16 protein-coding genes are annotated in these 16,897 nt (G+C 64.8%); 10 read left to right on the top strand and 6 right to left on the bottom strand.

The window, feature by feature from the left end; translation table 11 throughout:
• Positions 1-54 precede the first annotated feature (54 nt).
• The 3 genes from crtY to VGD10_RS00070 are packed head-to-tail and all read left to right on the top strand — an operon-like array spanning position 55 to position 3,603.
• Positions 55-1,209 carry a lycopene beta-cyclase CrtY gene (crtY, locus tag VGD10_RS00080; RefSeq protein ID WP_331038744.1) on the top strand — a complete coding sequence of 385 codons (1,155 nt, stop codon included), beginning with the start codon at positions 55-57 and terminating at the stop codon, positions 1,207-1,209.
• Positions 1,206-2,684 (top strand): phytoene desaturase, encoded by a 1,479-nt coding sequence (locus VGD10_RS00075; protein ID WP_331038743.1) that lies wholly within the window; start codon positions 1,206-1,208, stop codon positions 2,682-2,684. Before crtY ends, VGD10_RS00075 begins: the two co-directional genes overlap by 4 nt.
• The gene (locus tag VGD10_RS00070; RefSeq protein WP_331038742.1) at positions 2,668-3,603 is read left to right on the top strand and encodes a phytoene/squalene synthase family protein; all 936 of its coding nucleotides are present in this window, start codon (positions 2,668-2,670) and stop codon (positions 3,601-3,603) included. The genes VGD10_RS00075 and VGD10_RS00070 overlap by 17 nt, the downstream gene beginning before the upstream one ends.
• On the opposite strand, the gene VGD10_RS00065 is transcribed toward VGD10_RS00070, so the two are convergent.
• Both VGD10_RS00065 and VGD10_RS00060 read right to left on the bottom strand, forming a co-directional pair.
• The gene (locus VGD10_RS00065) at positions 3,580-4,005 is read right to left on the bottom strand and encodes a hypothetical protein (protein ID WP_331038741.1); all 426 of its coding nucleotides are present in this window, start codon (positions 4,003-4,005) and stop codon (positions 3,580-3,582) included. The genes VGD10_RS00070 and VGD10_RS00065 overlap by 24 nt on opposite strands.
• Positions 4,005-4,538, bottom strand: a complete 534-nt coding sequence (locus VGD10_RS00060) for a sterol desaturase family protein (protein ID WP_414639483.1) — start codon at positions 4,536-4,538, stop codon at positions 4,005-4,007. Before VGD10_RS00060 ends, VGD10_RS00065 begins: the two co-directional genes overlap by 1 nt.
• A 53-nt stretch (positions 4,539-4,591) precedes the next feature.
• Between VGD10_RS00060 and sucC the strand changes: the two genes are divergently transcribed.
• The 5 genes from sucC to VGD10_RS00035 all read left to right on the top strand — a co-directional run bounded on the left by sucC (position 4,592) and on the right by VGD10_RS00035 (position 8,539).
• On the top strand, positions 4,592-5,791 hold the full coding sequence (gene sucC, locus VGD10_RS00055; RefSeq protein WP_331038740.1) for an ADP-forming succinate--CoA ligase subunit beta: 1,200 nt from the start codon (positions 4,592-4,594) through the stop codon (positions 5,789-5,791).
• A 54-nt stretch (positions 5,792-5,845) separates the two neighbouring features.
• Complete coding sequence (locus VGD10_RS00050; protein ID WP_331038739.1) at positions 5,846-6,595, top strand: electron transfer flavoprotein subunit beta/FixA family protein; 750 nt, start codon at positions 5,846-5,848, stop codon at positions 6,593-6,595.
• A complete protein-coding gene (locus tag VGD10_RS00045) occupies positions 6,592-7,521 on the top strand; it encodes an electron transfer flavoprotein subunit alpha/FixB family protein (RefSeq protein ID WP_331038738.1) in 930 nt (309 codons plus the stop codon). Before VGD10_RS00050 ends, VGD10_RS00045 begins: the two co-directional genes overlap by 4 nt.
• Positions 7,521-7,826, top strand: a complete 306-nt coding sequence (locus VGD10_RS00040) for an antibiotic biosynthesis monooxygenase family protein (RefSeq protein ID WP_331038737.1) — start codon at positions 7,521-7,523, stop codon at positions 7,824-7,826. The genes VGD10_RS00045 and VGD10_RS00040 overlap by 1 nt, the downstream gene beginning before the upstream one ends.
• A 110-nt stretch (positions 7,827-7,936) precedes the next feature.
• Positions 7,937-8,539 carry a DUF4893 domain-containing protein gene (locus VGD10_RS00035; RefSeq protein ID WP_331038736.1) on the top strand — a complete coding sequence of 201 codons (603 nt, stop codon included), beginning with the start codon at positions 7,937-7,939 and terminating at the stop codon, positions 8,537-8,539.
• A gap of 63 nt (positions 8,540-8,602) precedes the next feature.
• Here the strand turns inward: VGD10_RS00035 and VGD10_RS00030 are convergent, their stop codons facing one another.
• The gene (locus tag VGD10_RS00030) at positions 8,603-9,145 is read right to left on the bottom strand and encodes a L,D-transpeptidase family protein (RefSeq protein ID WP_331038735.1); all 543 of its coding nucleotides are present in this window, start codon (positions 9,143-9,145) and stop codon (positions 8,603-8,605) included.
• A gap of 355 nt (positions 9,146-9,500) precedes the next feature.
• Here VGD10_RS00030 and VGD10_RS00025 point away from each other — a divergent pair, with 355 nt between their 5' ends.
• A complete protein-coding gene (locus VGD10_RS00025; protein ID WP_331038734.1) occupies positions 9,501-10,826 on the top strand; it encodes a DEAD/DEAH box helicase in 1,326 nt (441 codons plus the stop codon).
• A gap of 48 nt (positions 10,827-10,874) precedes the next feature.
• The gene (locus tag VGD10_RS00020) at positions 10,875-12,857 is read left to right on the top strand and encodes a TonB-dependent receptor (RefSeq protein WP_331038733.1); all 1,983 of its coding nucleotides are present in this window, start codon (positions 10,875-10,877) and stop codon (positions 12,855-12,857) included.
• 46 nt (positions 12,858-12,903) lie between these two features.
• On the opposite strand, the gene VGD10_RS00015 is transcribed toward VGD10_RS00020, so the two are convergent.
• The 3 genes from VGD10_RS00015 to VGD10_RS00005 all read right to left on the bottom strand — a co-directional run.
• The gene (locus VGD10_RS00015; protein WP_331038732.1) at positions 12,904-14,859 is read right to left on the bottom strand and encodes a TonB-dependent receptor domain-containing protein; all 1,956 of its coding nucleotides are present in this window, start codon (positions 14,857-14,859) and stop codon (positions 12,904-12,906) included.
• Positions 14,860-14,985: 126 nt separating this feature from the next.
• Positions 14,986-16,464 carry an AMP-binding protein gene (locus tag VGD10_RS00010; RefSeq protein ID WP_331038731.1) on the bottom strand — a complete coding sequence of 493 codons (1,479 nt, stop codon included), beginning with the start codon at positions 16,462-16,464 and terminating at the stop codon, positions 14,986-14,988.
• 101 nt (positions 16,465-16,565) lie between these two features.
• The coding region (locus VGD10_RS00005; RefSeq protein ID WP_331038730.1) for a RidA family protein at positions 16,566-16,897 on the bottom strand (332 nt) is incomplete at its 5' end.

Genomic DNA, 16,897 nt, shown 5'->3' with positions numbered 1-16,897 from the left:
CTGCCCTACAACAATGATGGCCTGCCGCGAACCGCTTCTATAAGGGCCGACCTGATGGCAAAGGGCGACGAGCGGCGATTGCTGATCGCGGGCGGGGGGCTGGCGGGATGCCTTGCCGCGCTTGCGATGGCCCATCGGCGGCCTGACGTGCCGCTGCTGATCGTCGAGGAGGGCCAGAGCTTCGGCGGCAACCATATCTGGTCCTTCTTTGATGCCGACGTGGCGGCGGAAGACCGCTGGCTGATTGAGCCGCTGATCGGCGCAAGATGGCGCGGCTATTATGTTGCCTTCCCCCAGCACCGGAAGAAGTTCGCCCACGGCTATAACAGCATGCCGTCCGAACTGCTCGACCGGCATGTGCGCGAGACTTTGGGGTCGGATCGCTATCGCCTCGGCGCCAAGATCGTCGCGGTGCGCGAGGACGAGCTGGTTTTGGAGGGCGGGGAGCGGCTTAAGGGCGCAGGGGCGATCGATGCGAGGGGTGCCGCCAACCTGTCGCTGCTCGACCTTGGCTGGCAGAAGTTCGTCGGCCGTGAATATCGCTTTGCCGAGCCGCATGGCGTCGACCTTCCCGTGATCATGGATGCGACGGTGGACCAGTCGGAAGGCTATCGCTTCGTCTACAACCTGCCCTTTTCCGACGAGCATATGCTGGTCGAGGACACTTATTATTCCGACACGCCCGACCTCGATCTGCCGGAGCTTGGGGCGCGCATCGAAGCTTATCTCCAGAAGCGCCGCTGGAACCCGGCCGAGATGGAGCGGGAAGAGAAAGGCGTGCTGCCGGTCGCGATGGGCGGCGACTTTGCCGCTTTCTGGCGGATGGGCGGCGCGCGGGTGGCGAAGCTCGGGCTCCGCGGCGGCTTCTTCCATCCTACCACCGGCTATTCCCTTCCCGATGCGGTGTGCTGCGCGGCCTTGCTGACGCGGCAGAAAGATCTTTCGGGCGCGGCGCTCCACGATCTCTTTCAGCGTGAGGGGGCAAGGCTCTGGAACGAAAGGCGCTTTTACCGGACGCTCAACAAGATGCTGTTCCGAGCGGCGGAGCCGGCTGAGCGCTACCGCGTGCTGGAACGCTTTTACAGGCTGGATCCAGCGCTTATTGCGCGCTTCTATGCAGGCCAATCCACCATGTTCGACAAGCTTCGGATCCTCAGCGGCAAGCCGCCCGTGCCGATCGGCCGCGCGGTGAAGGCGCTCCGTTCGTGAAGCGTGTAGCCATAATAGGCGCCGGCTTCGGCGGCCTTGCGCTCGCTATCCGGCTGCAGTCTGCCGGTATCGCAACGACCGTCGTGGAGGCGCGGGACAAGCCCGGCGGACGCGCGTATCACTGGAAGAAGGACGGCTACACTTTCGACGCCGGCCCCACCGTCATCACCGACCCCAATTGCCTGAAGGAGCTTTGGGCGCTTTCGGGTGCGGACATTTCGCAGGATGTCGAGCTCCTGCCGGTTCACCCCTTCTACCGTCTCAACTGGGGCGACGGCACGAACTTCGACTATTCGAACGACGACGAGGCGCTGGCGCGGGAGATTGCGAAGCTCGATCCGGCTGATGTCGGCGGGTATCAGCGCTTTCTCGATTATTCGGCGGGCGTCTATGCCGAGGGTTATGAGAAGCTCGGTCATGTCGCCTTCCTCGACTTCAAGTCCATGGTCCGGGCGGCGCCGTCGCTTGCCCGTTACGAGGCGTGGCGGTCGGTCTATTCGATCGTGTCCCGCTATGTGAAGAATGAGAAGCTCCGGCAGGCGCTGAGCTTCCACACCCTCCTCGTCGGCGGCAATCCGATGACCACGAGCGCCATCTATGCGCTCATCCACAAGCTGGAAAAGGACGGCGGCGTCTGGTTTCCGCGGGGCGGCACCAATGCGCTGATCGCGGGCATGGTACGGCATTTCGAGCGGCTGGGCGGGGAGCTGCGGCTCGGCGATCCGGTCGAGGAGGTGACGACGCTCGGCGACAGGGTGACCGGCATCCGCACTAGGAGCGGCTGGTCGGCCGAGGTCGATGCGGTCGCATCCAACGGCGACATCGTCCACAGCTACGGCCTGTTAAAGCACAACCTTCATGCCCGCCGGGCGCAAGACAAGTTGAAGCGCAAGCGCTTTTCGCCCTCGCTTTTCGTCGTCCATTTCGGCGCGAAGGGGCGGTGGGAGAATATCCCGCACCACATGATCCTGTTCGGCCCGCGTTATCAGGGGCTGCTCGCCGACATTTACGATCACGGCGTGCTGTCGAAGGATTTCTCGGTCTATCTGCACCATCCGACTATAACGGATCCGGCGCTCGCGTCTGAGGGGAATTCGACCTTCTACGCGCTGGCGCCGGTGCCGCATCTCGGCAAGGCGCCGGTCGATTGGGACCAGCTTGGGCCGATCTACCGCGACCGCATCCTCGAGCTCGTCGAGCAGCGGGTCGCGCCGGGGCTTCGCGGCCAGATCGAAACCTGCTTCCACTACACGCCGAAGGATTTCGAGACGGACCTTGCCGCGCATTTAGGTTCCGCCTTCAGCCTCGAGCCACTGCTGACGCAGAGCGCCTATTTCCGCGTCCACAATCGCGACGATGCGATTCCGAACCTCTATTTCGTGGGCGCGGGCACGCATCCGGGCGCCGGCATTCCGGGGGTGGTCGGAAGCGCCAAGGCGACGGCGGCCCTGATGATCGATGACCACCGGGCCTAGCCGCGCCGCGCTCGTCGCGACGGCGGGCGAGACGATCGCGAAGGGCTCCAAATCCTTCCGGCTGGCGAGCCGCCTGTTCGATCGCGCGACACGGGAGCGGGCGTGGCTGCTTTACGCCTGGTGCCGGCATTGCGACGACATTTCGGACGGGCAGACTCTGGGCGGGGCGCGGGAGCGGGTGGCGGATGCGCAGGCGAGGCTTTCCTACCTTCGCGTCCAGTCGGCGCGGGCGTTGGCAGGGGAAGAGGTGGGCGAAATGCCGTTCGATGCGCTCCGCATCGTGGCCGCCGAATGCGCGATCCCGCACCGCTTCATAGACGATCATCTGGAAGGCTTCGGCCTCGACGCGCAGGAATGGCGGCCGCGCACTGAGGAGGACATGCTCCGCTACTGCTACCATGTGGCGGGCGCGGTCGGCTGCATGATGGCGGTGATCATGGGCGTCGACCCAGAGGATGAGGAGACGCTGGATCGCGCGTCCGACCTCGGCATCGCCTTCCAGCTCGCGAACATCGCTCGCGACCTCAGCGAAGACGATGCGGTGGGGCGAATATACATTCCCGAGGAATGGCTGTCGGAGCTCGATACGCCTCCGGGGGAGCATATGAAGCCCCATTATCGCCAGCGGATCGGACAGGTCGGTAAGTGGCTCGGCGAGCTGGTCGAGCGCTACGAAGCCTCGGCACGGATTGGGGCGGCAAGGCTGCCCTTCCGATCACGCTGGGCGGTGCTGGCGGCGGCAGGAATTTACGGCGACATCGCCCGCGAGGTCGCACGGCGCGGCGGCCATGCCTGGGACAGACGCGTGGTAATCGCCAAGCGGCGGAAGCTCGGCTGGGTGGTGGAAGCATGGCGGAACGCGCGAGGGTCCGCGCCTGCTGCCTCCCGCGACGGCCTATGGACCCGGCCGCGCGGCTAGGATCTCCAGCGCATCGGCGATCCGCCGCCGCTCCTTAAGGCTCCGCCAGAGGATGAGGGCGCCGAGCGCGGCGAGGCCAGCGATGGCGAGCAAGGCATAAGTGATCGCCTCCAGCCATTCCGCCGGATCGACGGGCTCGTCGGGAGCGGGCGCGGTCGTGACCATATCCCCACGAGCAGCTGCCGAAGTCATCACGTTGGTGTCCTGTTGCTGTTGGGGCGCGGTGACATTCTCCTCCGGAACTTGCTGCGGCGGCTCCGGCTGACGCTCGGCGTCCATGCCGACGCGGCTTTCGATAATGCCGGAGGGAATGGCGGCGATCGAGCCCATGATCGAAAGTGTCACCATGCCGGCGAGGACCAGCATAACGACGCGGCTGATCCAGTCGAGCGGCCCCTGCATTAGGCGGCAGGCTCCCGTGGGCTTCGGACGCCCTGGCGGCCGCGACGGGCGAGCTCCGCCTTCAGCGCCTCGGCGGGCGGGGCCCAGAGGAAGCCGAAGCTGACCGTGCCCTCCTTCGTCTCCACCGCATGATGGAGGCGGTGGGCCTGGACGATGCGCTTCATGTAGTTGGAGCGCGGCACGTAGCGGTGGCCGACGCGCTTGTGGACGATGACGTCGTGGAAACCGAAATAGATGGCACCGTAAGCGGCAATCCCGGCGCCGACCCACACCGCCCAGACGCCCCAGCCGCCATGCACGCCCATATAGAGGAGCGCGATCGAGGGCAGCGCGAAGATCGCCGCATACCAATCATTCGCCTCGAACGGCCCTGTGCGCGGTTCGTGATGGCTCTTGTGGAGGAACCACCCCGGTCCATGCATCACCCAGCGGTGCGCCGCATAAGCGACGGCTTCCATCGCAAGGATGGTGCCGAGGAAGAGAAGAAGGCCGAGCCATATAGGCATGAACCCCATATAGGCGCGGCTTCCCATCGGCGCGACTCTATGCTTTAGGGCCGCCACACTTTTCTGCCCGAAGGACCGTCATGAACATCCACGAATATCAGGCCAAGGAACTGCTCGCGAAGTTCGGCGTGCCGGTGCCGGCCGGCCATGCCGCGATGAGCGTCGAAGAAGCGGTTGCGGCCGCCGAGAAGCTTCCGGGGCCGCTTTATGTCGTGAAGGCGCAGATCCATGCCGGCGGCCGCGGCAAGGGCAAGTTCAAGGAGCTGGGGCCAGACGCCAAGGGCGGCGTCAGGCTGGCGCGGACCATGGAGGAAGTGCGGGCCGCAGCCTCCGAAATGCTCGGCAATACGCTGGTGACGATCCAGACCGGCGCCGAGGGCAAGCAGGTTAACCGGCTCTACGTTACCGACGGCGTCGATATCGCCAAGGAATTCTATCTTGCTTTGCTCGTCGACCGCGCCACCGGCCGCATCGCCATGGTCGCCTCGACGGAAGGCGGTATGGATATCGAGGAAGTGGCGCACTCCAGCCCTGACAAGATCCACACGATCACGATCGATCCGGCGCAGGGCTTCATGCCGCATCACGGCCGGGCCGTGGCGTTCGCGCTGGAGCTTGAGGGCGACCTCAACAAGCAGGCGCAGGCAATGGCGAAGAAGCTTTACGAGGCTTTCATCGGCACCGACGCTTCGCAGATCGAGATTAACCCGCTTGCGGTAACCGACAAGGGCGAACTGCTCGTGCTCGACGCCAAGGTCGGCTTCGATTCCAACGCTATGTACCGGCACAAGGATATCGAGGAACTCCGCGACGTCACCGAGGAGGACCCGATGGAGGTAGAGGCATCCAAATACGACCTCGCCTACATCAAGCTGGACGGCGACATCGGCTGCATGGTGAACGGCGCCGGCCTCGCCATGGCGACGATGGACATCATCAAGCTGAACGGCGCCTTCCCGGCCAATTTCCTGGACGTCGGCGGCGGCGCCAACAAGGAGAAGGTGACGGCGGCGTTCAAGATCATCCTTTCCGATCCGGCCGTGAAGGGCATCCTCGTCAACATCTTCGGCGGCATCATGCGCTGCGACATCATTGCGGAAGGCATCATCGCCGCGGCGAAGGAAGTGAACCTGGGCGTGCCGCTGGTCGTCCGTCTCGAAGGCACCAATGTCGAAGAGGGCAAGCGCATCCTTGCAGAGAGCGGCCTTCCGATCGTCGCCGCCAACGACCTTGGCGATGCCGCGAAGAAGATCGTCGCACAGGTGAAAGAGGCTGCTTGACGTTAACGTAAGGGCTGTGGAAAGCGGCTCCACACGAATTTGGAAGGTGAAGCAATGAAGCTGCTCGTGCCGGTCAAGCGCGTGATCGACTACAACGTGAAGCCGCGGGTGAAGGCCGACGGCACCGGCGTCGATCTCGCCAACGTCAAGATGAGCATGAACCCGTTCGACGAGATTGCTGTCGAAGAAGCCATCCGCCTGAAGGAAAAGGGCGCGGCGACCGAGATCGTCGCGGTGTCGATCGGAGCGGCCAAGGCGCAGGAGACGCTCCGCACCGCACTCGCGATGGGCGCCGACCGCGCGATCCTCATTCAGACCGATGCGGAGGTCGAGCCGCTCGCCGTGGCGAAGCTGCTGCAGAAGGTCGTGGACGAGGAGCAGCCGCAGATGGTGATCCTCGGCAAGCAGGCAATCGACGATGACAGCAACCAGACCGGGCAGATGCTGGCGGCACTCCTCGGCTGGGGCCAGGGCACCTTCGCCTCGAAGGTCGAGGTGAATGGCGATGCGGTGAACGTCACCCGCGAAGTGGACGGCGGCCTCGAAACGGTGAAGCTGAAGCTGCCGGCGATCGTCACCACCGACCTTCGCCTCAACGAACCGCGTTATGCCTCACTTCCTAACATCATGAAGGCGAAGTCGAAGCCGCTCGCGACCAAGACGCCGGAAGATTATGGCGTAGACATCGCGCCGCGCCTCACCACCGTGAAAGTCACCGAGCCGCCGAAACGTTCGGCCGGTGTGAAGGTCGGATCGGTGGACGAGCTCATCGACAAATTGCGTGAAACGGGAGTGATCGGATGAAGACGCTCGTCCTCGTCGAACATGAAGGCGGCCAGCTGAAGGACGCCACCCTGGCGGCGGTGACCGCAGCCTCGAAGTTGGGCGACGTGAGCCTGATCGTCGCGGGCAGCGGCGTCGGCGGCGTAGCCGAGCAGGCGGCGAAGATTGCCGGCGTCACCCGGGTCGAAGTCGCGGATGATGCCTCGCTGGAACATGGCCTTGCCGAGAATGTCGCGCCGCTGATCGCGGAGCGGATGGCGGATTATGACGCCTTCCTTGCGCCCGCCACGACCACCGGCAAGAATGTCGCGCCGCGTGTGGCGGCCCTGCTCGACGTGATGCAGATTTCCGACATCCTCTCAGTCGAGGCTCAGGACACCTTCACGCGCCCCATCTATGCGGGCAACGCCATCGCGACCGTGAAGTCGGCCGACGCGAAGAAGGTGATCACCGTGCGCGGCACTGCATTCGAAAAGGCGGCACTGGAAGGCGGTTCGGCCGAAGTGGCGCAAGTCGGGGGCAGCGGCGACAAAGGTCTGTCCAGCTTCGTCGGTCAGGAGGTAGCGCATAGCGAGCGGCCGGAGCTGACCAGTGCCAACATCATCGTATCGGGCGGCCGCGCGCTTGGGTCGTCCGAACAATTCCACGCTCTGATCGACCCGCTCGCGGACAAGCTCGGCGCGGCGGTCGGCGCCAGTCGCGCGGCGGTTGATGCCGGCTATGCGCCGAACGACTATCAGGTCGGCCAGACGGGCAAGATCGTCGCGCCGGAAGTCTATATCGCAGTCGGTATCTCCGGCGCGATCCAGCACCTTGCCGGCATGAAGGATTCGAAGACCATCGTCGCTATCAACAAGGACGAGGACGCGCCGATCTTTCAGGTGGCGGACATCGGCCTCGTCGGCGACCTGTTCAAGATCGTCCCGGAGCTGACCGAGAAGCTCTGATGATCGTCGAGCACATCCGCTATGTTCTGACGGACCATAAGCCTGAGGATGTGATCGCGGGTTACGAGGCGGCAGCGGAGCATTTGCAGGCGGCGCCTGAATGCCTCGGTTACGAGCTTACCCAATGCGTGGAAGAGCCGAACGTCTTCCTCCTGACTACTCGCTGGACCTCGGCCGGCGATCACATGCAGGGCTTCCGCCGCGGGCCGAACTTCCCGCCCTTCCTTGCCGCCATTCGGCCGTTCGTCGGAGAAATCGCGGAAATGCGTCACTATCGGCAGACCGACCTAGTGTGGCAGCGCTGAGCCTCGCAGACGGGTAAAAGGCGCCCTTTGCGCGACCAAACGAGCCGCCGACGAAACGTTTTCCGCGCTGCCGTCGTTCAGAATGCTCCACCAATTGGCTAGGAGTATTCATGCCAAAGCTTATCACTATCTTGGCGCCGCTCGGCTTCGCAGCGGCAGCCCCCGTTCTCGCTCAGGCGACCGACAATTGGCGCAGCGTAGCGACCGCAGCCGATGAGAGGCGCATCGCGGAATCCGCCGACGCTTGGCAAACCGGTCTTGCGGAAGCGCGGCGTGCCGACCGCCGCGGCCTCGCCCGCCTCGGCACCGTCGTCAACAGAACTGCCGCTTTGCCACGGCCGCAACCAACGCCGGGCAACTACCGCTGCCGCACAATCAAGCTGGGCAGCAAAGGCGAAGGAACGTCCGGCTTCATTGCCTATGGCTGGTTCAACTGCCGCGTCACCTTGTCGGCGGGAGGCGACCTGACGCTCACCAAGACTACAGGGTCGCAGCGACCGATGGGCAAGCTCTATCCGCACAACAGCCGGGCGCTCGTGTTCGTCGGCACGCTTGCACTCAGCAGCACCGAGCGGACCTGGCCTCGCTACGGCACTCTGCCTGACCGGGACGTGGTCGGCATCTTTGAGCGTATCGGGTCCAACCGCTACCGGCTCGTGATGCCGCAGCCTTCCACTGAGTCCGAACTCGATATCCTAGAGCTCGTGCGCTAGATCTGAAAAAGGGCGGCCAAGCATCAGCGCTTGGCCGCCCCATTCATTCCGAGAGATTTCAACTTAGGGGGCTGCGCTCGCCATCTGCGTGCCTTGGCCACCGTAATTAGCTTTGGCCATGGCGAGCGCAGCCTTCGGCGAGCCGGGCGCTGCGTCCATGATGTAGACGGACGAACCGAGCGTCGTTGCCGCGAACAGTTTCTGCGCGAACTTGTGCGGCAGGCGGACGCAGCCATGCGAGGCCGGGTAGCCCGGGATCGCGCCGCCGTGCAGGGCAACGCCATGCCAGTTGAGCCGCTGCATGAACGGCATCGGCGCATTGTCGTACTTGTTCGAGAAGTGCTTGGCGCGCTTCTGCAGGATCGGGAAGTGGCCGACTGGCGTGTCGTGACCGGGCTTGCCGCTCGACACGGTGGACGCGCCGATCAACGTACCGCCGCGATAGACATAGGCCATCTGCTGCGAGAGGCTCACAACGACTTCAAGCGGGCCGGACGAGGCACGTTCAGGATGCCAGGCGAATTGGCCGGGCTTCAGGGTTTCGACGGCGATTTCGGGAGCAGCGCTCTTGGCTGCGAGAGAGTGAACGGGCGCGAACGCGAGCATCAAAGCAACAGCCGTTCCGCGCACGAACCTGACAGGTGTGCGGACCATAACATTGTACCTTCTTCATCAAAGAAAGGCAGTTTGGGCCCGCCTTTCTTCACCTGTGTTGGTAAACGCGCATGTCGCAAAAGGGTGCCAAGGCCCGTTTGCAGGCCGCGCAACATTGACTTTTTGCGCTGCAGCATCCATGTAGCTCGCAGCGAAGCATCATTGCAGCGTGATCGAGCGTCAACCGCTCCGGCTCTGCTTCGTCGTTTTCAAGGTCTTCCCTTATCACGCGGGTTGGCAGAACCCGCCGCGTATTCGCGCGCCCTTTTGGCGTCTGCGATTGCGCCGCACTTTATGTGAGTTTTTCATGACTGAATTTTCCGACCTCGGCCTTTCGCAGCCGATCATGCAGGCGCTGGCCCTGAAGGAATATGGTGAGCCGACGCCGATCCAGGCACGGGCAATCCCGATCCTTTTACAGGGCCGCGACCTGCTCGGCATTGCGCAGACCGGCACCGGCAAGACGGCAGCGTTCATGCTGCCGTCGATCGACCGGCTCATCAACAGCGACAAGCGCCCGCAGCCGCGCACCTGCCGCATGCTGGTGCTTGCGCCGACGCGCGAGCTTGCAAGCCAGATCGCGGAGAATGCGAAAAGCTACAGCCGCTTCTCGCCGCTCAAGGTTGCGACTGTATTCGGCGGCACTTCGCTGCACAGGAATAAGCAGGACCTTGCCGGCGGCGTTGACGTGCTCGTCGCTACGCCGGGTCGCCTGATCGACCTTATCGAGCAGGGGTTCCTGATGCTTCGCAACGTCGAGATCCTGGTGCTGGACGAGGCCGACCAGATGCTCGACCTCGGCTTCATCCATGCGCTGAAAGCCATCGTGAAGCTGCTTCCGGCCAAGCGCCAGAGCCTGTTCTTTTCGGCAACCATGCCGAAGACGATCAAGGAGCTTGCCGACAAGTTCCTGACCGATCCGGCGCAGGTGTCGGTCGCGCCAGCCGCGACCACGGCCGAGCGCGTCGATCAGTACGTGACCTTCGTCAACCAGATGGAGAAGCAGGCGCTTCTCACCATGATGCTGCGCGCGGGCTTTTCCGAGCGCGGCAATATGGACCGCGTCCTCATCTTCACCCGCACCAAGCATGGCGCGGACCGGGTGGTGAAGCTGCTCGCCGGCAATGGCATCGCGGCGAACGCGATTCACGGCAACAAGAGCCAGCCGCAGCGCGAACGCGCGCTCGGCGAGTTTAAGTCGGGCAAGGTGAAGATCCTGATCGCGACCGACATCGCGGCGCGCGGCATCGACGTGTCGGGCGTCAGCCACGTCATCAACTTCGAGCTGCCGAACGTGCCGGAGCAGTATGTGCACCGGATCGGCCGCACCGCGCGTGCGGGCGCCGCGGGCGTCGCGATTGCCTACTGTGCGGATGACGAGAAGGCGTATCTGCGCGGCATCGAGAAGCTCACCAAGCAGAAGATCGAGGTGGTGCCGCTGCCGGAGAACTTCCTGGCCGAGGCCGAGCGGATCAAGAAGAGCCGCGTTGCGCCTGCTGCGACGACGCGATCCGATCAAGAGGAGCGGCCGGAACGTAACCGGGTGCGGCGTCCGAAGAGCCGGCGTCCGAATTTCGGCCATGCGGGGAAGCCGAAGACCAACAGGGCCCGGCGGCGCGCCTCGAGCAGATAAGTTTCGGATCGAAGTGGCACTTCGGCCCGGGAATGCTAACGAGGGAGGATGTTGCGTGGCTTCATCCTCCCTTTTTTTGTCGCCGCGTCACCGGCAGTTGCGCAGGAGGCGGAGATCGTCGTCACCGGGCGCGGCCTTGGCGCGGCGCTGGGCGACGACGTCTATGACGTCGTTGTTCTCAATCGGGAGCGGCTGACCGGGTCGGCTTCAAACCGGCTCGACGAGTTGCTGAAGGAAGTGCCGGGCTTCCAGCTCTTCCGCCGATCCGATGCACGTTCGGCCAATCCGACCAGCCAGGGGGCGACCCTGCGCGCGCTCGGCGGCAATGCGTCGAGCCGCGCGCTGCTAGTGCTCGACGGCGTTCCGCAGACGGATCCGTTCGGCGGCTGGATCAGCTGGCCCGCTTACGATCCGCGACGGCTCGGCGAAGTGCGGGTCGTTCGGGGCGGCGGCAGCGGCGCGAACGGATCCGGCGCGCTCGCGGGAACGATCGAACTTTCCAGCGCCCGCCCTTCCGAGTTGCGGGGCGCCGGCGGCAGCTTTGCTTATGGCAGCCGGGACAGCCTGGACGCCTTTGTCGGCGCGGGGCTGACATTGGGCGCCGGTTTCCTCAGCCTCTCCGCCAGCTATGCGCGCGGCGATGGCTTCATCCCGGTGGTCGCGGAGCAGAGGGGCCCGGTCGACCGTCCCTCCCCCTACGAGCAGGGAAGCCTTGCCGTTCGCGGCGTGGCGCCGATTGGGGCCAGTACGGAAATCCAGGTGAGCGGCTCGTTTTTCCGGGATAAGCGCGAGCGGGGCACGGCATTCAGCGACATAAGGACTGCCGGAGCAGATGCATCGGTGCGGCTGGTCGGGCGGCGCTGGTCGGCGCTTGCCTACGTGCAAACGCGCGACTTCTACAACAGCTTCGCCAGCGTCAACGCTGCGCGGACCAGTGTCAGTCGCGCGTCGGAACAATATGATGTGCCCTCGACCGGCACCGGCGCGCGGGTCGAGTTCCGGCCGCTCTTGGGGCCGGTCGAGCTTCGGGTCGGCGGCGACTGGCGCGCAACGGAGGGCGAGACGCGCGAGCTGTTCAACTTCCAGAACGGCATCGGCACGCGGCAACGGATTGCGGGCGGCGAGACGCAGACGCTCGGCGGCTTTGCCGAGGCGGCGTGGCAGGTGGGGCCACTGATGCTGACCGGCGGCGGCAGGATCGACCGCTGGTGGATCGATGACGGCAAGCTGCACGAACGAGTGATCGCCAACGGCGCGGTGCTGACCCACCTTCGCTATGCCGACAGAAGCGGATGGGAGCCGACCGGCCGCGCCGGCGCAGCATGGCTGCTGCGGGAGGGGCTGACGCTCCGGGCCGCCTCCTATCTCGGCTGGCGGCTGCCGACACTCAACGAGCTCTACCGCCCCTTCCGCGTCGGCAACGACACCACACGCGCCAATGCTGCGCTGGAGCCGGAGCGGCTTAAGGGAATAGAGGCAGGGATCGACTTCAGACCCGCCTCAGCGGCTCGGATCGGTGTCACGCTTTTCGCCAACCGGCTGGAGGACGGCATTGCCAACGTGACTTTGTCGCAGGGCGCCGGCGGCACGATCCGGGAACGGCAGAATATCGACGCTATCGTCACGCGTGGCATCGAGCTGGATGGCCGCGTAGCGCTCGGCCGCTGGTCGCTCTCCGGCGGCTACAGCTATGCGGATGCCGAGGTGAAAGCGGACGGACCTGCGCTGCCGCTGAACGGCCTGCGCCCCGCCCAAACGCCGAAGCATAGCTTCGCGGCGACCGCGGCCTGGGCAAGCGAGGCTGGCGCGAGGGCCTCCCTCACAGGGCGCTACGTCGGCAGCCAGTTCGAGGACGATCTGAACGAACAGGAGCTTCCGGACGCGCTTACCTTCGATGCCTCCGCCGCATGGCCGCTGACCCGAACGTTCGCGATCGAAGCGCGCGCGGAAATATCGGCAACGAGCAGGTGGTCGCCGGCGTCAGCGGCGCAGGCATCGTGGAGCGCGCAACGCCGCGGACCTTCTGGGTAGGTCTTCGGACACGCCTCTAGCCTCAGCTATCGTGGGTGCGGGTAAGTTAGCTGAAGTCCGCCGCCAAACTTAGGCCGAAGCGCCGCGACGCATTATAGCCGAAGGCCCCGTTACCCGATACGCGCCAGCCGTAATTGTTAAACACATTGCCCAGGAACAGCCTGAGGGTGGCCGGCGCTTCTCCCAGCTGGAAACGGTAGCGCGCACCAATGTCGAGAACTGCTCGGCCGGGGACGGTGAGTTCGTTGTCCGCGCTCGCGATCCTCCTGCTGAAATTGGTGAGCGTACCGTCGATCGAGAATGCCGGTGCCGAAGGAAAGCGATAATCGACATTGAAGATCATCGTACGGCCGGCGCTTCCCACCGGCTTCTCCCCAATGAGGCCCGCATCCACCTCCTCGCCCGTCACTTGTGGGTCGAGGAGCACGGCGCCGAGGACGGCGTTCAGGCCGGGCGCAACCGTACCAGCCAGCGAAAGCTCCACGCCGCGGTTCTTGATCTCGCCCAGCCGCCGGTAAAAGTTTAATGCGTCCACGTTGTAATACGGCTTACGGACGTCAAAGACGCCCGCGACGAAGCGCAGGTCGCGGCTGATCTCGTAACGAATGCCGGCGTCCTTCTGCTCAGTCCGTATGGCAGGCGCCGCGGAACCCCGATTGGTGGCGTTGGAAGGGGCGACACCCCCTTCCTCAAGGCCGCGAGTGTAGCTGCCGTAAAGCGACAGACGGGGGCTCAGATAGGCTGCGGCTCCAACATTGTAGAGCCAAGGCTTGTCCTTGTCGGTGGTCGCCGGCAGCGTCGGGGGTTGGACCGTTTTCTCGTAGAACGATTTCTGGATACCAAGGCTGAGCTCGCCCACATTCCGCCAGCGCCCTTCATAGGCAGTGCCAAACGTCATTTGCCTAACGCGGTCGCGCGTCTGCGGGCCGAAGTCGAATTCGGGCTCCTCGACGTCCACGGGGACGCCAATCGTTCCCATGCCGAGGTCGACGACATCCCCTCCTCCATAACGACGGCGCTGGTCCCGGCCACGCGCGGAGAGATGCACCACATGCCTGAGCCTTTCGCCCGTAAACCCTTTCGACAGCCGCGCTTCGCCGGACCATGAGGCGAAGCGTTGCCCCGGGACCGCGACGATCAGATGCTCGCCTGTCCCATCCGGCTGCACGTTACGGAAGATGTCGGCAAAGCTTGCGCTAGGCTCTGCGACCGAGCGGAAGGCGCCGAGGCGAAGCGTAAGATCGCTGCCGAAGCCGAAGCGGGATGCAACACCGTAATTCATGTTCTGGCCGGCTCCCTCGGTCCAGTCCTGGCCATAGTAACGGCCTCTCTCGATCTTCGGCGGGAGATAGTTGCCGCCGCTGAAGATGATCGGCGCGGCCTTTGCCTTCGAGTAATCCACCATCCCCCAAAATGGCATGATTTCGATATTCTCGGTCGGCTGCCATCGGGGAAGGACGGCGGCAGACCAGGCTAACTGGCCTTGGCCGGACTCCCACTCATTACGGTAGACGCCCGCACCCGCCGCGACGGAGAGGCCCTCGCTCACGGGAAAATGTCCGTCGAACTCCGCTTCAATCGTCTCCCAGGGGCCGAGATTGACAAGCGGGCTCACGAGTAATTTGTCGCCCGCTTTCCTCAGGCGGAAATCAGCGATACCGGTCGGTGCGGGGAACGGGTAGCCTTGCGCGGACAGGCCGACGCGGATCGTAGATCCTTCGATCAGGTGGGACGTAAAATCGGTCTGACGATCGATGTAGAGACCCTCGACACGAATATTTCCGGCATCGACGGCGCTGAACCCCCGAACATCGAAAGGATTGTAGAGGCCAACGCCATAATTGCCGACGCTCGTCCCGAACGCGTCGTCGGCCGACGTGACTGCATTGTCGTCCGTCCGTTGCGCCGCCGCGGGCGCGCTCGTCAGAGCCAGGCCGCTTGCCGCGACAAGAAGAGCGGGTTTGGAGAGGACAGACGAAACGAGAAGCCGTCGGAGGTGCATACTCAAATCTCCAAGCATGACGCGCGGTTACAGCTTCGCTTCTACGGCCGGATCAAAGGCGCTGCGCGCACATTTCGACAAACGGCGAACTAGGGGAGACAAGCGTAACATCGGAACACAAGATTTTTAGGGTGTCTTCAGCGCGTAACGCTGCAGCTTGCCGGTGGCGGTTTTCGGCAGCGCTTCCACGAATTCGATTTCGCGCGGATATTTGTAGGGCGCGATCACCTGCTTCACATGCGCCTGCAGTTCGGCATCTGCGACCGGGGCGGACGCGACCACGAAGGCCTTCACCTTCTGGCCGCGCTCCTCGCAGGGGACGCCGATCACGGCGCATTCGGCGACGGCGGGATGGGAGAGAAGCGCATTCTCCACCTCCGGCGCGGCGATATTGTAGCCGGCGGAGATGATCATGTCGTCGGAGCGGGCGAGGTACCAGAAATAGCCCTGCTCGTCCTGCCGGTAAGTGTCCCCGGTGACGTTCCAGCCGTTCACCACGTAATTCGCCTGTCGTTCGTCGTCGAAATAGCGGCAGCCGGTGGGGCCTTTGACGGCAAGGCGGCCGGTGGCCGGGGCGGGCAGCGGCTGGTCGTCGTCGCCGAGCACGCAGGCCTGATAGCCCGGCACCGCCTTGCCCGTGGCGCCGGGACGGATGTCGTCTCCCGAGGCCGAGATGAAGATGTGCATCATCTCGGTTGCGCCGATGCCGTCGACGATCCTGAGCCCGGTCGCCTCGTGCCACGCCTGCCATGTGGCCGCGGGCAGATGCTCGCCTGCAGACACGCAGGTTTTGAGGCTGGAAATGTCGTAGTCCGCCAGCATCCCAGTCATCACCTTGTAGGCGGTGGGCGCGGTGGCGAGGTGAGTGGCGCGATGCTTGCTGATGGCTTCGAGAAGCGGCTGCGGCCCCGGCTGCTCGATGGTGACGGCCGCCCCGCCGAAGCGACAGGGGAAGACCAGCAGCATGCCGAGGCCGAAGGTGAAGGCGATCGGTGCCGAGCAGGCCCAGCGGTCGCCGGCGTTCGGCTTCAGCACATAGCGGGCGAAGCTGTCGGCACTGGCGAGGACGTCACGGTGATAGTGGACGCAGCCCTTGGGACGCCCGGTGGTGCCCGAGGTGAAGGCGATCAGCGCCACGTCGTCGCGGAGCGTGTCGACGGCTTCGAAGCCCTCGGCCACGCCCGCAAGCCGCCGCTCAAGCTCGCCGGTCCCGAGGTCGCCGTCATAGGTGAGGAGCGAGCGGACCGTGCCCGCCTGCTCGGCGCCTGAGCGGAAATCGTCGAGGCTTCGGCTGTCGACGATGGCGTGGCTGACCTGGGCCCGCTCGAGGATCGTCGCGACCTCGCCCGGCCGGAGCATCGGCATCGTCGCCACGACCACGCCGCCCGCCTTCAGCACGCCGAGCCATGCGGCGAACATCGTCGCGTTATTAGGTCCGCGCAGGAGCACGCGGTTGCCCGGCACCAGCCCTTCCTCCTCGGTGAGCAGCCGAGCGATGCGGTCGGACAGCGAGCGCATCTCGCCATAGGTCCATTGGCCGGCGTCGTTGACCACCGCGAGGCGCTCGGCCGACTGCCGATCGATCAGTTCGACCGCGGCATTCATCCGGTCGGTCTATTGGAGCTCCGGCAGCTCGAAGAGGAATTCCGGCTGTGTCTCCGCCGGGGGCAGGCGGTCGCGGACGAAGGTGTCGACATGCGCCGTGGTCATAGCTCGGGCACCACCGCCGTGGTTTCGATCTCGATCCTGGCTTCCGGCTCGACCAGCGCGGCCACCTCGACCACCGCCATGGTGGGGAAATTCTTGCCCATCAGCTCGCGCCACGCGGCGCCGATCTCGGCGAGGCCGTCGCGATAGTCGGCGACGCTGGTCACGTACCAGGTCATGCGCACGACATGCTCCGGCCCGGCGCCGCCCTCGGCGAGGATGGCGAGCGTGTTGGCGAGCACCTGTCGGAACTGGCCGCCCAGATCGCCGGACACGAACCTTTCTTCCTCGTCCCAGCCGACGACTCCGCCGGTGAAGACGAAGCGCCCCT

It is taken from the genome of Allosphingosinicella sp. (genome assembly GCF_036402135.1).
Lineage (GTDB): Bacteria > Pseudomonadota > Alphaproteobacteria > Sphingomonadales > Sphingomonadaceae > Allosphingosinicella.
Note: the sequence above shows the minus strand (reverse complement) of the source record. Positions and strands in the feature narration are given on the sequence as shown.